This is a genomic window from Hymenobacter psychrotolerans DSM 18569, from assembly GCF_900142395.1.
GTDB lineage: Bacteria > Bacteroidota > Bacteroidia > Cytophagales > Hymenobacteraceae > Hymenobacter > Hymenobacter psychrotolerans.
On sequence record NZ_FRAS01000001.1, the window covers coordinates 33,540 to 50,705 of the forward strand.

14 protein-coding genes are annotated in these 17,166 nt (G+C 60.6%); 11 read left to right on the top strand and 3 right to left on the bottom strand.

The genetic code is table 11. The features are described from left to right. The first annotated feature begins 59 nt into the window (after positions 1-59). Genes BUE15_RS00140 through BUE15_RS00150 form a run of 3 tightly spaced genes read left to right on the top strand, consistent with a single transcriptional unit; the run spans position 60 to position 4,015 of the window. On the top strand, positions 60-1,877 hold the full coding sequence (locus BUE15_RS00140; protein WP_084548709.1) for a tetratricopeptide repeat protein: 1,818 nt from the start codon (positions 60-62) through the stop codon (positions 1,875-1,877). Next, the gene (locus tag BUE15_RS00145; RefSeq protein ID WP_084548710.1) at positions 1,870-2,640 is read left to right on the top strand and encodes a lipoprotein insertase outer membrane protein LolB1; all 771 of its coding nucleotides are present in this window, start codon (positions 1,870-1,872) and stop codon (positions 2,638-2,640) included. Before BUE15_RS00140 ends, BUE15_RS00145 begins: the two co-directional genes overlap by 8 nt. Continuing rightward, positions 2,624-4,015, top strand: coding sequence for a murein hydrolase activator EnvC family protein (locus tag BUE15_RS00150; RefSeq protein WP_073280675.1), 1,392 nt, complete (start codon positions 2,624-2,626; stop codon positions 4,013-4,015). Before BUE15_RS00145 ends, BUE15_RS00150 begins: the two co-directional genes overlap by 17 nt. Before the next feature lie 233 nt (positions 4,016-4,248). Here the strand turns inward: BUE15_RS00150 and BUE15_RS00155 are convergent, their stop codons facing one another. Beyond that, positions 4,249-5,151 carry a GAF domain-containing DNA-binding protein gene (locus BUE15_RS00155; RefSeq protein WP_073280676.1) on the bottom strand — a complete coding sequence of 301 codons (903 nt, stop codon included), beginning with the start codon at positions 5,149-5,151 and terminating at the stop codon, positions 4,249-4,251. Positions 5,152-5,534: 383 nt separating this feature from the next. On the opposite strand from BUE15_RS00155, the gene BUE15_RS00160 reads away from it, so the two are divergent. The 5 genes from BUE15_RS00160 (at position 5,535) to BUE15_RS00180 (ending at position 10,636) form a co-directional block, all read left to right on the top strand. Continuing rightward, entirely contained in the window at positions 5,535-5,753 is a 219-nt protein-coding gene (locus BUE15_RS00160) for a Sec-independent protein translocase subunit TatA/TatB (RefSeq protein ID WP_139252053.1), read from the top strand. 17 nt (positions 5,754-5,770) lie between these two features. Beyond that, on the top strand, positions 5,771-6,172 hold the full coding sequence (tatA, locus tag BUE15_RS22550) for a Sec-independent protein translocase subunit TatA/TatB (protein WP_073281147.1): 402 nt from the start codon (positions 5,771-5,773) through the stop codon (positions 6,170-6,172). Between the two features lie 14 nt (positions 6,173-6,186). Next, a complete protein-coding gene (gatA, locus tag BUE15_RS00170; protein ID WP_073280677.1) occupies positions 6,187-7,623 on the top strand; it encodes an Asp-tRNA(Asn)/Glu-tRNA(Gln) amidotransferase subunit GatA in 1,437 nt (478 codons plus the stop codon). 161 nt (positions 7,624-7,784) lie between these two features. Continuing rightward, positions 7,785-9,791, top strand: a complete 2,007-nt coding sequence (locus BUE15_RS00175; RefSeq protein ID WP_073280678.1) for a LysM peptidoglycan-binding domain-containing protein — start codon at positions 7,785-7,787, stop codon at positions 9,789-9,791. A 134-nt stretch (positions 9,792-9,925) separates the two neighbouring features. Then, positions 9,926-10,636 carry a DsbA family oxidoreductase gene (locus BUE15_RS00180; protein ID WP_073280679.1) on the top strand — a complete coding sequence of 237 codons (711 nt, stop codon included), beginning with the start codon at positions 9,926-9,928 and terminating at the stop codon, positions 10,634-10,636. An 80-nt stretch (positions 10,637-10,716) separates the two neighbouring features. Here BUE15_RS00180 and BUE15_RS00185 read toward each other — a convergent pair whose 3' ends face one another. Next, complete coding sequence (locus BUE15_RS00185; protein ID WP_073280680.1) at positions 10,717-11,709, bottom strand: aldo/keto reductase; 993 nt, start codon at positions 11,707-11,709, stop codon at positions 10,717-10,719. Positions 11,710-12,106: 397 nt separating this feature from the next. On the opposite strand from BUE15_RS00185, the gene BUE15_RS00190 reads away from it, so the two are divergent. Together BUE15_RS00190 and BUE15_RS00195 are read left to right on the top strand one after the other, a co-directional pair. Next, positions 12,107-13,588, top strand: a complete 1,482-nt coding sequence (locus tag BUE15_RS00190; protein WP_073280681.1) for an alpha/beta hydrolase family protein — start codon at positions 12,107-12,109, stop codon at positions 13,586-13,588. 62 nt (positions 13,589-13,650) lie between these two features. Further along, on the top strand, positions 13,651-15,060 hold the full coding sequence (locus BUE15_RS00195; RefSeq protein WP_084548712.1) for an alpha/beta hydrolase family protein: 1,410 nt from the start codon (positions 13,651-13,653) through the stop codon (positions 15,058-15,060). Positions 15,061-15,157: 97 nt separating this feature from the next. Here the strand turns inward: BUE15_RS00195 and BUE15_RS00200 are convergent, their stop codons facing one another. After that, on the bottom strand, positions 15,158-16,438 hold the full coding sequence (locus BUE15_RS00200) for an MFS transporter (protein WP_073280682.1): 1,281 nt from the start codon (positions 16,436-16,438) through the stop codon (positions 15,158-15,160). Between the two features lie 147 nt (positions 16,439-16,585). On the opposite strand from BUE15_RS00200, the gene BUE15_RS00205 reads away from it, so the two are divergent. Beyond that, positions 16,586-17,008 (top strand): hypothetical protein, encoded by a 423-nt coding sequence (locus tag BUE15_RS00205; RefSeq protein ID WP_073280683.1) that lies wholly within the window; start codon positions 16,586-16,588, stop codon positions 17,006-17,008. Positions 17,009-17,166: the final 158 nt, after the last annotated feature.

Consider the following 17,166-nt stretch of genomic DNA (forward strand, 5'->3'; position numbering starts at 1 on the left):
GGTATCTTAACCTTCTTCTGTCCTTTCTGACCGGCGGCTTTGTTCCCGCTCCTGCCTTCATGCGTCGCGTTTTCCCTTCGATTATTGTTCTGCTGGCTTTGCTGCACCTGCCCGAAACCGGCTGGGCGCAGCAAAGCCAGTCTGGTTCTGTCCCTCCGCCAGCTAAAGCGGCCAAGCCCCGCAAGCTCAGCCGCAAAGAGCGCAAGGAGCTGGCCCGGCGGGCGGAGCTGGAAGCCGCCGGCCGCCAGCGCCAGCTTTCGGAGAAAGACCGCGAAGCCAGTGAGGCTTTCTTCGTGGAAGGCGTGAAGTATGTGATTCTGGAGGACTACAACAAGGCGCTGGAACGGCTGCTGAAGGCGTATGCCCTCAACCCTACCAATGCGGCCATCAGCTACAAGATTGCCGAAACCAACCTGCTCAGCGGCAACCTCAAAGATGCCGGCAACTTCGCGCAGTCGGCGGTAAAGCTCGACCCCAAGAACCCCTACTACTACCTGCTGCTGGCCCAGACCTTCGCCTCGCAGAAGCAGTACGACCAGGCGGCCAAGGTCTACGCGCAGTTGATTCAGGATGTACCTGATTCGGGCTACTACCTCTTCAACCTGGCCGATCTGTATCTGGCGCAGGGCAAGCTGAATGAGGCGCTGGCCACCCTGGAACGCGCCGAAAAGCAGTTTGGGCCGCTGGATGAGGTGTCGTTCAAGAAGCAGCAGATCTACCTCAAGCAAAACAACCTCGACAAAGCGCTTCTGGAAGGCGAAGCTCTGATCAAGGCCAACCCCGACGAGATACGCTACGTGCTGGCCCAGGCCGAAATGTATGCCGCCAACAACCGCCTGCCCGATGCCGTGCGCGTAGCCGAGCAGGCGCTACGCCGCGACCCGGACAGCCCGCAGGCCCGCATGATTCTGGCCGATGTGTACCGGCAGCAGGGCAACGCGGCCGAGTCGGAAAAGCAGATTAAGCTGGCCTTCGAAAGCCCCGGGCTCGACATCGACGACAAGGTGCGCGTGCTGGTGGATTTCATCAAGCAGCTGCCCAACCCCAAAATCGAGAAAACGGCGCTGGACCTGGCCGCTATTACGGTGCGCGTGCACCCCAAAGAAGCCAAAGCCTACTCCGTGGCTGGCGACATCCAGACCCTGACCAACCGAAAGGAAGATGCCCGCAACACCTACCTGCAGGCCATCAAGCTCGACAACTCGCGCTACCAGATCTGGCAGCAGGTGGTGCTGATTGACGCCGAGCTGAACCAGACCGACTCGCTGCTGCGGCATACGGAGCGCGCCCTGGAGCTGTTCCCCAACCAGTCTCCGCTGTGGTTCTACAACGGCGTGGCATATGTGCTGAACAAACAGGCTGCCAAAGGGGTGAAAGCGCTGGAATATGGCCGCAAGCTGGCCACCGACAACCCGGAGCTGCTGGCCCAGTTTGATACGCAGCTCGGCGACGCCTACCACGAACTGAAGGAGCACGCCAAGTCGGATGCCGCCTACGAAGCGGCCCTTACCTTCGATGCCAACAACGCGCAGGCCCTCAACAACTACAGCTACTTCCTCTCGGTGCGGGGCGAAAAGCTGGACCGCGCCAAGGAAATGTCGGGCAAGCTGGTGAAGCAGTTTCCGGACAACGACACCTACCTCGACACGTACGCCTGGGTGCTCTACAAGCAAAAAGACTACGCTGGTGCCCGGCAATACCTGGAAAAAGCGCTGCAGACCAGCAAAGACGCCACCGTCATTGAGCACTACGGCGACGTGCTGTTTCAGCTTGGCGAAAAGGACAAAGCCCACGCCGAATGGCTGCGGGCCAAGAAAATCGGTGGGGCTTCCAGCCTGATTGACCGCAAAATCAAAGACAAAAAGCTATATGAGTAAACGCATTGCGTTAAGCCTGCTGCTGGCCGCTACCGTGTTCGGCAGTTGCGCCAGAAAGTCCGTCCCCACCAAATCGGAGGTTTCCAAGCGGCCCGTCCCGGAGGCTGTGCGCGCAACCAACGTGGAGTTCCGCTTTCTGTCGGCCAAGGGCAAAGCGCAGTTCGACTACCAGGGCAACCAGCAGGGTGCCAACATCAACGTGCGCATCCGCAAAGACAGCGTTATCTGGATTTCGGCCTCGCTCATCGGGCTGGAAGGCGTGCGTGCCTACATCACCCGCGACTCGGTGCAGGTACTCGATAAGCTGCACCGCGAATACTACGCCGGCGACTACGCCTATCTGAGCAAGCGCCTGAACGTGCCCGTTAACTTTGATATGCTGCAGGCCCTGCTGCTCGGCAACTACCTTCCCCCCATCGACGCGGCCACGGAGCCCAAAGTAGTGACCGAAGGCGACATGCAGCGCGTGAATTACGAGCAGGCCAACCTGCTGGTGCAGCAGCTTATTGAGCTAGGCAAAGCGCGCGTGCAGCAGCTTACCGTGGAAGACCCGGCCTCACAGAACAAGGTAACCGTGGACTACTCTGATTTCCGGGTGCTGGAGCGCATGCCGCAGTCATTTGCCCACAACACGCTGCTTCAGATTCAGCAGGGCCAGGCTAAGCCTACCACCGTCACGCTGAGCTACCGCTCCGTTGACGTAGACAAAGAGCGGCTTCAATTCCCTTTCTCCATCCCGAAAGGCTATGCCCGGAAGAAGTAAGCGCTGGCTGTCGGCACTTTTACTGGCGGGGCAACTGGGCACAGTGGGGCTGCACAGCACCCTGCTGGCGCAGCGCGCCCAACCCACCAAGCGCACTACCACTACTAAAAAATCGAAGGCGCAGCTGGAGCGCGAGCGGCTTGCCACCTTGCGCCGCATCCGGGAAACCAGCCGCATTCTGGAGCAGACCCAGCGGCAAAAGGAAGCGTCGCTCGGCCAGCTCAACGCGCTGAAAGAGAAGCTGACGGTGCAGCAGGGCGTTATCCGCAATATTTCCTCGGAGCTGCGCTACATCGAAACCGATGTGCAGCAAACCGAAACGCAGGTTCAGAAAACCCGCCAGAACCTGGAGCAGCTCAAAGCCGAATACGGCCGCCTGATTTATGCCGGCTCCAAAACGGCCAATAGCTACAACCGCATCATGTTTCTGTTTGCGGCCGAGTCGTTCAACCAGTTCATGCTGCGGCTGCGCTACATCCGGCAATACTCGGAAGTGCGCAAAGCCCAGGCCGCCCAGATTACGGGCACGCAGCAGCGCCTGACCCAGCAGCTAACCGGCCTGAAAGCCAAGCAGGAGCAGAAAGGCCAGCTGCTGAACACGCAGGTAGCCGAGAAAAACAACCTGGTAACGCTCAAAACGCAGCAAGACCAGGTAGTGACCAAGCTCAGCAAGCAGGAAGAAGGGCTGCGGCAGGAACTGGCCGACCGTCAGCGGGCCATCAGCCGCCTCGACAACCTGATTGCCGAGCGGGTACGAGAAGAAATTGCCCGGGCCGCCCGGGTAGCCCGGGCCAAAGCCGCCGCGCAGGCCGCCGCCCGCGAACGGGCCGAGCGGGCCAATGCCTCGGCACCGGGCCGCGCCTCCGCCGATGCGCCGGCCCGCACCTACTCCGAACCCGCCGAGCCGGCCGCGCCCGTCCGCACCGACCGGGTGACCCTGACGCCCGAAACGGCTGTGCTGTCGTCGTCGTTTGCGGATAACCGGGGGCGTCTGCTTTGGCCGGTGGCGAAGGGCTTTATCTCCCAACGCTTCGGCCGCCACAACCATCCGGTGTTGAAAAACGTGGTGGTGGAAAACCGGGGCATCGATATCCAGACGGGCAGCGGCGAGGCCGTGCGCGCCATTTTTGATGGCAAGGTGCTGACCGTGGCCAGCGTACCGGGCATGAACACCATCGTCATGATTCAGCACGGCGAGTATTTCACGGTGTATGCCAAGCTACGCAATGTAAGCGTCACTGAAGGCCAGACCGTTAAGATGCGGGAGTCCATCGGCACCGTGTACACTTCGCCCGAAGGCACTTCGGAAGTGCAGTTTCAGGTGTGGCGCAACAGCTCCAACCTGAACCCGGAGAACTGGCTGGGGCGTCGCTAACAGCGCATAAAAAAACACCGCACACGGTACGGTGTCTTTCTGAGCTATGAAAACAAACTTGGTTACTGGTTTCGCCTGCCAGCAGCCATAAACTACGGCTACCCGGCAGGTGCCTACTAATAACACGCCGAAATATAGCGGGTTGTCCCGGGCCCCGGGCGCTGTATTCGGTGAAGGTGTTTTTTGCCGCGCCAAACAGCGCCGTTCGGTGCCTGAAAAGGCCGCCTATTCTGCTAGATAAGGTTCAGGCGGCTTAGCAAAGTGGCTTTGTAGGAGTTGCCAATTGGAATAAGGGTTGGCACGTTGCGGTCCTGCACCCGCCCTACATCCACCTGCACCGAGTCGCCCTCAATGGCCGTAATACGGTCCAGGCACACAATGTATTTGCGGTGAATCCGGGCAAACTCCCGGCTGGGCAGCTTGGCCTCCAGCTCCTTCATGGTGCTGTAGACGGTGTACCGCTCCCGCGAGGTATAGATGTTCACATAGTCGCCGAGGGCTTCTACGTAGCGGATGTCTTCGGTGTGTACGCGCACAAGCCGGCTGTCCTGCTTCACGAATATCTCGCTGCGGCTGACCATGAACATCGACTGGGCTCTGTCGTTGGCGAGGCGCAGCAGCCCTTCCAGTTTCTGGGTTTCCTGCTCCAGCTGCAACCGGGCGCGCCGCAGCTCCAGGTGCGCCACCACTTCTTTGGCCAGAATGCGCAAAGCGTCGCGCTGCTGCACCGTCAGGTGCCGGGGTTCGGTATCGATGGCGCAGATGGTGCCCAAGGGCAGACCTTCCGGCGTTATGAGGGCCGCCCCGGCATAGAACCGAATGTTGGGGTCGTTGGTGACGAGCGGATTTTGGCGGAACAGAGGGTCGAGCTGTGCATCGTGTACCTCAAACACATCTTCCGCCATCATAGCATATTGGCAGAAGGCAATATCCCGGTGGGTTTCGGCAATGTCCATATCGCCGGCTTTCGCCTTGAACCACTGCCGCTCGGCATCAATCAACGACATCAGGGACACCGGAGTCCCGCAGATGTAGGCGGCCAGCCGCACCAGGTCGTCGAAGGCAGCTTCCGGCGGTGTATCCAGAATCTGGTAGTTGCGCAGAGCTTCCAGCCGGTCTGCCTCAGCAGACTGCACAGAGGAGCTCGAAAAGCCCGAAGGACTGCCTGTTTCCGTTGATAGTTTACTGGATGTCAGCTTAGGCATAAAGCGGCGGGTTGCGTGAAGTCAGGAAGGGGAAATATATAGCAGGGGGCGTGCTAAGACAAGGAAGCGTAAACAGGTGTAAGGCTGCTTTACCCGTTAAACAGGTATAAAAATCAGATGAACATAGCGTTTTTTCCGATAAACGGATTGAGACAAAGATAATACCCACGGCGCTTTTCCACGGCGCCCACGAGAAGTACTACCGAGGCCTGTGGGCACTTTTTTTAAAATTATGGGGTACCTTTACCAATCCTATACTACGTTGTTATGCGTAGTATAGGATTTCACCCCAACCGGGCTTCTGCCTCCCGTGTATGTCACTTTCCTCGCTTTTCCTGATTGGCAACTTCGGCACCACCGAAATCCTGCTGATTCTGTTTGTTATTATTTTGCTGTTTGGTGCCAAGCGTATTCCGGAGCTGTTCCGGGGCATGGGCCAGGGCATCCGCGAGTTCAAGGACGCCTCCAAAGAGGAAAAGCCGGAATTCCGCGACCGTCCGGCAAACCCCAACGATACCAACCAGCCCCGCTAACCCCGTCTGACATGTATATGCCACTTCTTTTTCTTGGCGACATTGGGGGTAGTGAGCTGATGCTCATCTTGGTTGTCATTCTGATTTTCTTCGGCGCCAACAAGATTCCTGAGCTGGCCCGTGGGCTCGGCAAAGGCATCCGTGAGTTCAAGGACGCCTCCCGCGAGATTCGCAGCGAGTTCGAAAACGCCGGCCAGCCCCAGCAGCCGTATCAGCAGCAGTTCAACCAGAACTATGCTGCCCCGGCAGCCCCGCAGACTCCCGATCAGCCCTTGCCCGATGCAGCGTATACCGCCGCTCCCGAAACCACACCAGAGTCGCCCGGCACTACATATGTTGCCCCACTAGCGCCTTCCGCTACGGGCTCAGCTTCGCCGGAAGCTCCCGCTACGCGGCCCCGTCTTGACCAAATGTCCTAACTGATTTCTTCAATTTGAGACGCTTTCATTCTCTCACGGAAGTTCGCCACGAGCTGACGGCAGGCACCACGACCTGCCGTCAGCTCGTGGAGTATTATCTGGATAACATTGAGCGGCACAACGGCCGCCTGAATGCTTTTCTGGAAGTATGGCCCGACGAAGCGCGCGCGCAGGCCGATGCAGTAGATGCCAAGCTGGCGGCCGGTACGGCCGGCAAGCTGGCCGGTATGGTTATCGGGCTGAAAGACGTGCTGGCCTACAAAGACCACGCCCTGCAAAGCAGCAGCCACATTCTCGACGGGTTTAAGTCGTTGTTTACCGCCTCGGCGGTGCAGCGCCTGCTCGATGAGGACGCCATCTTTATCGGGCGGCAAAACTGCGACGAGTTTGCCATGGGTGCTTCCAACGAAACGTCTTATTTCGGCCCGGTGCGCAATGCCTTGGACGAAGAGCGGGTATCGGGTGGCTCTTCGGGCGGCTCGGCCGTAGCCGTGCAGGCCGACATGTGCCTGGCCTCAATTGGATCCGATACCGGCGGCTCGGTGCGTCAGCCGGCGGCGTTTTGCGGCATCGTTGGCTTCAAGCCCACGTACTCGCGCATTTCGCGCTATGGGCTGGTGGCCTACGCTTCCTCATTCGACCAGATTGGTACACTCACTCGGTCCGTGGACGATGCGGCGTTGCTACTGGAGGTAATGGCCGGCGCCGACGACTTCGACAGCACCGTGAGCCAGCGCGAGGTACCCGCTTACAGCCAGCTGCTGGAGCCGGCGCCGCACTACCGCATCGGGTACATCCGCGACGCAGTAGAACGGCCAGGGCTCAACCCCGAAATCAAAGGCGCACTGGAGCGCACGCTGGACGAGCTGCGCGGCCAGGGCCACGTAGTAGACGCGGTGGATTTCCCCTACCTCGACTACATGGTGCCCACGTACTATATTCTGACCACGGCCGAGGCCAGCTCCAACCTGAGCCGCTTCGACGGGGTCAAGTACGGCTACCGCGCCCCCGATGCCACCGACCTGGCTTCGCTCTACAAAAAAACCCGCTCACAGGGCTTCGGACCGGAAGTGCAGCGCCGGATTCTGCTGGGCACCTTCGTGCTGTCGGCTGATTACTACGACGCGTACTACACCAAAGCCCAGCAGGTGCGCCGGCTCATCAAGGAAAAAACCGACGAGCTGCTGCGCCAGTACGATTTCCTGGTGCTGCCTACTACGCCTACCACGGCCTTCCGCCTCGGGGAAAACAAAAAGGACACGCTGGCCATGTATCTGGCCGATATTTTCACGGTGCAGGCCTCGCTGGCTGGCGTACCGGCCGTGTCGGTACCGGCCGGCAACGACTCGCAAGGGCTGCCTATCGGCCTGCAGATTGTGAGCGGTGCTTTCCGCGAGGAACACCTGCTGGCCTTCGCCAAATCTTTGACTGAGACGCTTACGCCAGCCTAAACCGGCGACTAGCTAAGGTAAGGCAGAAAGCCAAAACGTCGAGACACGGCCGTGTCTCGACGTTTTGGCTTTCTGCCTTGGAGTTGCACTTGCAGTGAGTATATTTAACCCGATTTGAATCAGGGATTTTCGTTTTATCGCGCGACAGCCCGGACCAGGAGATGAAGAAAAAATTGTTGCGTTTTATAGTGGGCGGCAGCTTGTTGGGCGCCGCTCTGGCACCCGCCGCCCAGGCCCAGGCGCTGCCCGAGCGGCTGCCGGAAGCCCCCCGCCTCTCTGGCCCCGATGACTCCACGCAGGTGGCCGATCTGCCACTGCTGCTGCCCGACTCCCTGGCGGCCCTACCTGCTCCTCTCGATTCGGCAAAGCTGGCATGGATGCAGACCTCCCCGGAACTGCGCGACCTGTATGCCGACCGTATCGGCTGCTTTGAAACCGACGCGCCGCACTCCTTCAACTCCTCGGTGCTGCCGTTCGTGACGTATTTTACGGAGCGCAACCGCAAGTACATGCAGCGGGTGCTGGAACGCGAAAACCTGTATTTCCCGCTTTTCGAGAAGTACCTCGCCAAGTACAACCTTCCCATCGACCTGAAGTATCTGGCCGTGGTAGAATCGGCGCTGATTCCGACTGCCAAGTCGCACGCAGGTGCTACGGGGCTGTGGCAGTTTATGGGCCCGACGGCCGGCGACCTGCGCCTGCGCCGTGACGACTGGGTGGATGAGCGGATGCACCCCGAAAAATCGACGGAAGCAGCCTGCAGGCACCTGCGCTACCTCTACGGCGTATTCAACGACTGGGAGCTGGTGCTGGCGGCCTACAACTGGGGGGCGGGCAATATGCAGCGTGTGATGCGCCGCACCGGCAAAAAGACCTTCTGGGACCTGTATCCGCACCTGCCGAAGGAAACGCGCAACTACGTGCCTACTTTCACGGCTATCATGTACTCGATGCAGTATGCGCAGGCCCATAAGCTGCATGCGCCGGACCTGAACTACCGCTACGCAGAAGCCATGGATACGCTCCACGTAGGCGGCCGGGCCCTCGACCTGCATCGGCTCAGCCAGGCCTGCGGCTTCACCGACTCCTTAGCGCTGCTCCGCTATAATCCGGAGCTGAAGCGCAGCTGGCTGCCCGAGGGCTACCGCAGCTATACTGTGCTGATACCAGCCGCGTCGCGGCCTCAGCTGGCCGTAGTGGACCGCCCCACTCTGTTCGACTACTGTCGGCCCCGCAGCAATCAGCCCACCCCGCTCACGCCCCTGATGGCCCGCCTACAGGGTGTGGAGGCCTTCCCGGCCCGCACGCTGGCTGCCAGCGGGGCCCCGCGTGAGGAAGAGGCCGCACCGGCTCCGCGCTTTCGGCGCGTGCGCCACACGGTGCGCCGCGGCGAAACGGCGGCCTCCATTGCCGGGCGCTATGATGTGAGCACCGCGCAACTCACCCGCTGGAACGAGTTGCGTAAAGGCCGGCCCCTGACGGCAGGCAAGCAGTTGGTGGTATTTGTACCAGTCGCGACGCCGGCCGCCTCTCCCACGGTTGCTGCCGCGCGTACTCTCACTACTCCGGCCCGCCTGCCGGTACCAGCCGCCACACCAGCGGCCCCCGCCCGCGCCCAGCCGGACAAGCCAGCCCGAGCGGCTATGGTAAAAACCGTGGCCGCAGCGGAACCGGTGAAAGCCGCCATCCTGAGCCGCAATCCGCAGGCCATTCAGCAGGAAGCTGCCGCCACTGCTGCTGCTGCTTCCACCGCCATCCTGGCTGCTTCCGACGACAGCCTGCCGACCGAATACACGGTACGCCGCGGCGACAATCTGGCGAAGATTGCCGAGAAGCGCGGCCTGACGGCAACTCAGCTGATGGTCTGGAACCAGTTAGAATCGGAAAAGGTGGTGCCAGGCCAGAAACTTACTCTGGCTGCGCCTACTCAGGAGGCTGAGGAGCGCGCGGTGGCGGTAGTGGCGCCCTCGAAGGCCCGCCCGGCAGTTTCCAGAGCCAAACCTGTGCCCCAGCCCGCTGCCGACAAGGTACATCTGGTGCAGAAAGGCGACACGCTCTATAACATCTCGCGCCGCTACCAGGGAGTGACAGTAGAACAACTACGCCGCCTCAACAACCTCACCTCCGATGAGGTGAAACCCGGCCAAAAGCTGATTGTGGCCCGCTAGCCGCTGCTTTTAGCACAAGGCCCCAGCCGGGTCCGAATGCGTTTCGGGCCCGGCTTTTTTTGCCCGCAGAAACCGTAGCGCCAAGCCGATGGTTAGTACTGCCGGAGCTTACAGCTTCGCCAAAACAGTTTCCTATGAAAAAGATACCCGTAGAAATCTGGTCTGATATTGTCTGCCCGTTCTGCTACATCGGCAAACGGCGCCTGGAGAAGGCACTGGCCAGCTTCCCCCATGCCGATGCCCTGGAAATTACGTGGCGTAGCTTCGAGCTGGACCCGGAAGCCAACCCTGTGCCCGGCGAAAACCAGTACCGCCGCCTGGCTGCCAAGTATGGCAACACCGAAGAATGGGCCCGGCAGATGAGCGCAAACATGACCCAGTCCGCCGCCGAAGAAGGCCTGGCCTTCGACTTCGACCATGCCGTGCCGGCCAATACGTTCCGGGCCCACCGCCTCGTGCACCTGGCCGCTCAACATGGCCTACAGGATGCCGCCAAGGAGCGCCTGTTCAAAGCCTATCTGGAGCAGGGCCTCGACATCAACGACGTGCCGACTCTGACCCGGCTGGCCCAGGAGCTCGGCCTGCCCGCCGACCGCACCGAGCAGGTACTGACGTCCGATGAGTTTGCTCAGGAGGTCCGCCACGACGAATACCAGGCCCGGCAGATTGGCGTGCGCGGTGTGCCGTACTTCGTATTTGATGATAAATACGCCGTGTCGGGTGCTCAGCCAGCCGAGCTGTTTGCCGAAGTGCTGGCACGCGTGTGGGAAGAATCTCGCCCACAACCTGTGGAGCTTACCGGCTCCGCTTCAGGTGCCGCCTGCGACATCGACGGCAACTGCTAACCTGCCTTTTCGAATACAAAAAAGCCCGCCTCATTGCGAAGGCGGGCTTTTTTGTGGTCAACAGAGCTTACTGCCTGATCTTAGGCGGTCTGCATCTGGTCTAGCTGCTGGCTGATGAAGTTCACTTCCTGCGGTGAGAGCTGCACGTCTATGGCGCGGGCGTTTTGCACGGCCTGCTCGGGGTTGCGGGCACCCACCAGCGCCACCGAAATGCCAGGCTGTGCCAGGGTCCAGCGTAGCACCAGCTGGCCCAGCGTTGCGCTTTTGCTCTCCGCCATCGGGCGGATTTTGTCCAGAAACGCATTCACGCGCTTCACGTTTTCCGGCGCAAACAGCGGGTGTCTGGCCCGTAGGTCACTTTCATCAAAAGCTTGGCCGGGCTTGATTTTGCCAGTCAGCAAACCGAGTTGCATAGGGCTGTACGCCAGAATAGCCTTGCCCTGCTCCAGGCAATACGGCACCAGATCCTGCTCAATATCGCGGCGCACCATGCTGTAGGGCACTTGGTTGGAGGCCAGCGGCAGCACCTTCTCAGCTTCCTGCATCTGGGCCACCGAGTAGTTGCTGACACCGGCCGCACGTACTTTGCCCTGCTCAATCAGCCGCTGCACGGCTTCCATGGTTTCCGGAATGGGCGTGGTCTTATCGGGCCAATGAATCTGGTACAGGTCGATGTAGTCGGTGCCCAGGCGGCGCAGGCTGTCCTCGCATTCCTGGATGATGCTGGCAGGAGCCGCGTACTTGTACACGTCAAGGTCCTGGCCCGCATTGTCTTTGGTTTTCATGGCAAAGTCGCCTTGGGCCAGGTCCCAGCGCATCCCAAACTTGGTCAGGATCTGCACCTTGTCGCGGGGCAGGCTTTTGATGGCCTCGCCCACTATCTGCTCGCTCAGGCCCTGCCCGTAAATGGGTGCCGTGTCGATGCTGGTGACGCCCAGGTCGTAGGAGGCATGGATAGCCCCTACCGCGTCGTTCTGCTCGGTACCGCCCCACATCCAGCCACCAGCTGCCCAGCTCCCAAACGCGATGCGCGACACCTGCACACCGGAATTTCCTAATTCTATGTACTCCATAACTGAAACGTAAGCCTTAGCCGCCGGCTTCGTTGCCGGCGGGCGTGAAGAGTATAAGTCGAATATTGGCATAAGGTTCGGGGGCGCTTAAGTAAAACGGCTGTCCGGTTCCGACTACGGCCGAGTTCAAGGCGTCTTGGGTGCGGGTAGCCCTATGCCAGCGCGGACCAGCGGCAGCCTTCGGAAAAATGCCGGACGACGCGGTTTTTCTTTTTCGACCAATAGAGCGTGCCAGCTATGCAAACTCAGCACTTCAGCGCCCGCACCACCCTCCCAGCAAGGCAGTACGGCAAGCTGAACAAAAGAAAAAATAATCCGTTGCAGTACCTTTGTTTTTGACACTTTCCGGGCCTTTCTCGTAAGTAGGCGTTATTAGAGGCTTTTTATTTTTCACTTTATGAAGAAAAGTTTATACGCTTTCTTTTTGATCTGTGCTCTGTTTTTCGCTGCTCAGGCTTCTGCTGCCGATGGCCCCGTACTCAACGGCCAGTGGCGCGGCCCACTGAAGGTTCCTGGCGGGCAGCTGGAGCTGATTATTACCATCATTCCACTTACCAACGGCGGCTACTATGCGGCCCTCGATGTGCCGCAGCAGCGCATCTACCGCATGCCGGTAGAGGTGACGGTGAAGGGCAACGAGCTAAGCCTGCAGATTGAGCAGGCGGGCAGCAGTTTCAGCGGCAAAATTCAAAGCAACGGGGCCCTGCTGGTCGGCAACTGGAAGCAACCGGGCCTCAGCGGGCTGCTGCAGCTGCAGCGCGCCAAGTCGTCGGAGATGGTAGCAGGCAAAGTGCGCCTCACTCCTCCGTACCGCGAAGACGAAGTCACTTTCACGAATGCGGCCGCCAAGCTGCGCCTGAGCGGTATCCTGACCGTGCCGGCGGGCCCCGGCCCATTTCCGGCCGTTGTGCTGATTTCTGACTCGGGCCCGCAGGACCGCGACGCCGGCGAGCAGGAATACCGCATGTTCAGCATTCTGGGCGACTACCTCACGCGCCGCGGCATTGCCGTACTCCGCTTCGACGACCGGGGCACCGGCAAGTCGCAGGGCCTCTACCTGACGGCCACCACCCAGGACTTAGTAGGCGATGCACTAGCCGCCATGGCGTTTATGCGGGGCCGCGGACTTATCAATCCGCAGCAGATTGGCTTTATCGGGCACGGTGAGGGCGCCAACGTGGCACTGCTGGCCGCTGCTGACCCAGGCCCCGCCAAGCCGGCCTTTGTAGTCTCGATGGCGGGCTACGGCCTGCCGGGCCGCCACGTGCTGACGCGGCAGCAGCTGGAAATCATGCGTCTTATTGGGGCCAGCCCCGCGCAGGTGAAAGCCTCCATGGCGCTGCACGCCGAAATGATTGATATTATCCGGCAAACTCCCAACGATGCCCAGGCCCGCGGCAAAGTGGCCGCCACGCTGCGCATGAGCAACACCGACCTCGACCCGCACATGGCCCGTGCCCGCGCCGTGCAGCTCACCTCGCCCTGGTCGCGGTATTTCATCGACTTCGAGCCTACCCGCAAGCTGCCCGAAGTGAAGTGCCCCGTGCTGGCTATTAACGGAGCCGACGACCTGCAGGTAGAAGCCGTCAACAACCTGGCAATGCTGCGCAAAGGGCTGCGCTCCAACCGCGACGTGACCACGCACCGGCTGACGGGCGTAAACCACTGGCTGCAACCCAAAATGGAGGACTGGGCCATTGTGAACGGGGTGCAGCAGCCTACTTTTTCGCCGAAGGCGCTGGACATTATGCGCGAATGGATTGCCAAGCGCACCACCCAGCCTACTGCGGTTCCGGTTACGGTGAAGCGGCCTGCTCCCGACAAAACGCCCAAGCCCGCCCGCAAGCCCCGGGCCGCAACCCAGCAGGCCAGCCGCTAGCCAAGACTGCACTGGTTGCTGTATACTTGCGTTTCTGATTGCTGATTCTTTATTCTGAGCAGATGAAACGTATATATTCGGGAGGGCGGCTTCTGTTGCTGGGTGTTCTGGTGGGGTGCAGTGTTCCGGCAGTTGCCCAGAAAGCGCCTTCGCTGGATGGCCCCTGGAACGGCACCCTACAGGTTCCGACCAATCCTACCCAGCTTATCATCAGCATCAGGGAGCCAGCCCAGGCCTCTCGCACCGCCAGCCTGAGCGTACCGAAGCAGAAGGTAAACGGCCTGACCTTTTCCGGCGTGGAAATGCAAGGCGACAGCCTGATCCTGCGGTCTGATTTTCTGGGAGTGCGCTACGCTGCCCGGCTTTCGGCGGACGGGCGGCAGCTAAGCGGCACCTGGAAACAGAACGCCGACAAATGGCCGCTCACCCTGGACCGTGGCCTTCCTGCCGCGGGTCCGCCGCCCAAACGCCCCCAGGACCCGGTAGCCCCGCTCCCCTACCGCGAGCAGGAAGTCAGCTTCCAGAATCCCCGCTCCACCCAAACGCTGGCCGGCACGCTCACGCTCCCGGCCGGCAAAGGCCCGTTTCCGGCCGTGGTGCTGGTATCGGGTTCCGGCCCGCAGGACCGCGACGGCACCATTCTGGACCATCACCCATTCCGGGTACTGGCCGACTACCTCACCCGGCGCGGCATTGCCGTGCTTCGCTTCGATGACCGGGGCACCGGCAAGTCGCAGGGCAGCTTCCCGACGGCTACTACCACCGATTTCCTGACCGATGCGCAGGCCGCACTGGCTTTTCTGCGGACTCAGCCCGGCATTCAGCCGAAGCGGGTTGGGATGATTGGGCACAGTGAAGGCGGCACTATTGCGTTGCTGGCCGGCGCGCAGCCGCAGCCACCCGCCTTTATCGTGTCGTTGGCGGGTGTAGGCGTCAGTGGCTCCGAGCTGCTGGTGCGCCAGCAGTCAGACCTGCTCCGCACGGCCGGCCTCGATACGGTGCACCTCAACCAGGTGCGCCGCACGCAGCAGCAGATTCTGCAGATTATTGCCACCACCCCCGACAACCCACCGGCCATAGCCCGCATGGTGCCGTTGCTGAAGCAGGTGAGCCCCGGCGTCACGGAATCGGCTCTGACGGCCATGGCAACCCAGATGACCGGGCCCTGGTACCGGCATTTCCTGACCCTGAACCCGCAGCCTGCGCTGGCCAAGGTGAAAGCGCCGGTACTGGCCCTCAACGGCACCAAAGACCTGCAGGTAGCCGCCGACCTCAACCTAGCGGCCATTGAGCAAGGACTGAAAGCCGGCGGCAACCGCGACGTAACGGTTCAGCAGCTTGAGGGCCTGAACCACCTGCTGCAAACCGCCAAAACCGGCTTACCCTCGGAATACGGACAGCTCGATGAAACCATGTCGCCTTCCGCGCTGCAGATTATCGGGAACTGGATAGCGGCGCGCGTAAAGCGCTGAGATAAAAGCATAGTATCAGAACGGCCCCACCAGACTTGCTGCTGATGGGGCCGTTTTCAGTGTAAGGCGGCTGATTAGCTATAGCTGTATAGAAGGGCTATGCCTTCACATCTTCCGGGGTCATGTCGAGGCGGCGCAGCTTGTCGGCGCGCCAAGCCGTAATCCCGACCACCAGCACCGTCATGGCGCCGCCAAATATCACGGAGCGCACCACTCCCAGCAGCCGCGCCGCCACCCCCGACTCGAACGAGCCGATTTCGTTGCTGGAGCCGATGAAAATGTTGTTTACCGCCGACACCCGGCCTTTCATGTATTCGGGCGTGTAGGTGTGCAGCAGCGTAGAGCGCACAATCACGGAAACCGAATCGAAAACTCCCGTCAGGAACAGCAGGAAGAGCGAAAGCCAGAAGCTGGTAGACAGCGCAAACAGGATGGTAGCCACCCCGAAGCCGGCCACAGCCCACAGCAGTTTGCGGCCCGCGTGGCGCTTGAGGGGGAAATAGGTCAGCAGCACGGCCATCAGCACCGAGCCCACGGCCGGCGCCGACTCCAGGTGCCCCAGGCCCGCCGCGCCTACTTTCAGAATATCCACGGCAAAGACGGGCAGTAGCGCCACCGCTCCGCCAAAGAGCACCGCAAACAAATCCAGCGACAGGGCGGCCAGCACCAGTTGGTTCTGGAAAATAAACTGCATGCCGCTCAGCACGCTGTCTTTCAGGCCCAGCTTTTCACCTTCCAGAGGTGGCAGCGGCCGCGAAGCAATCAGTAGAAACTGCAGCAGCGCCAGGCCCAGCAGCACCGTAGCCACACTATAGGAGCTGGCGACGCCCAAATGCGCAATCAGGTAGCCCCCAATGGCCGGCCCCATTACGGAAGCCGCCTGATACGTGGTACTGTTCCAGGTGACAGCATTGGCCAGCTTGTCGCGCGAGGGCAGCAGCTGCGGCATAAAGGAAAATAGCGCCGGCCCCAGAAAGCCGCGGGCAATACCGCTGAGAAAAATTACGCTGTAGAGCGGCAGCGTATACAGCGAGTCTTTGGCCAGCAGCCCAATGCCGGCCGGCGAGGCGAACCCCCACAGGGCGGCGGCGCAGAACACCAGCACCGCCACGGCCGCCACAATAATATTTTTGCGCCGCACTGAGTCGGCCACGTGCCCGGCGTAGAGCGACACCGTAATGCTGGGAATAGCCTCGGCCAGCCCAATCAGCCCCAGAGCCAGCGGGTCGTTTGTCAGCTTGAATATCTGCCAGCTCACCACCAAACCCTGAATACGGGTGGCAATGGTCAGGAAAATTCGGGCGGAAATCAGACGGCGGAAATCGGGCAGCCGCAGGGCCGCGTAAGAATCATGGCGTGGTAACGAAGAATCGGGCATAGGGCGTAGCAGGATAGGCCCCGCAAAGGTAGCCCGGCCAGTTGCCCGCCTCCTAGCTTCGGGCCGCTTCTCTTGCTTGCCGGTTGCTTCTTCGTAAAATTGATAGTCAGGAGCCTCTTCCCGCCGTCTTCTCTTGCTTTCCAGCCTATGCCTACCTCCGTTCAAGTTGCTGATTTTGCCGAGCTGACTTTCCGCGAAGACCTGCGCGTGCTGGTTGCACGCTGGCTGCGTCCCATTTCTTCCGCCGAGCTGCACCAGAGCTACGAAGCAGTACTAACGGCAGCCAGCCCGCAGCGGTGCCGCTTCTGGCTGCTGGACCTGCGCCGCCGCGGCACCAGCACCGAAGACGACACGCACTGGGTGCTGGAAACCTTTCTGCCGCAGCTTGTGGGGCGTCTTGGGGGCCGGGTATATCTGGCGTTTCTCGTGTCGCCGAGTCACTTGGCCGTCATCGATCAGGAAGGCGGAGCGCCACTGGTCAGCGGGGCGCACTGCCACGCCCGGATCTTTACGGATGAAGGTGCCGCGTTTGCCTGGCTGGCTAGGCGTCATCAGCACGAAAGTGTGTAGCAGGGTAGATTTTTGCGCAGCACACTTCTTTTTTCAGCCCCGCAATCAGATACTTACCGAAAAAAACAGGACAACGCGCAATAAAAAACCTCTCATTATCAATGTTCTATGGAAAGGTTTTGAGAAATGAGAAAAAAGTTTCGTCTCAGGCGTGTAAG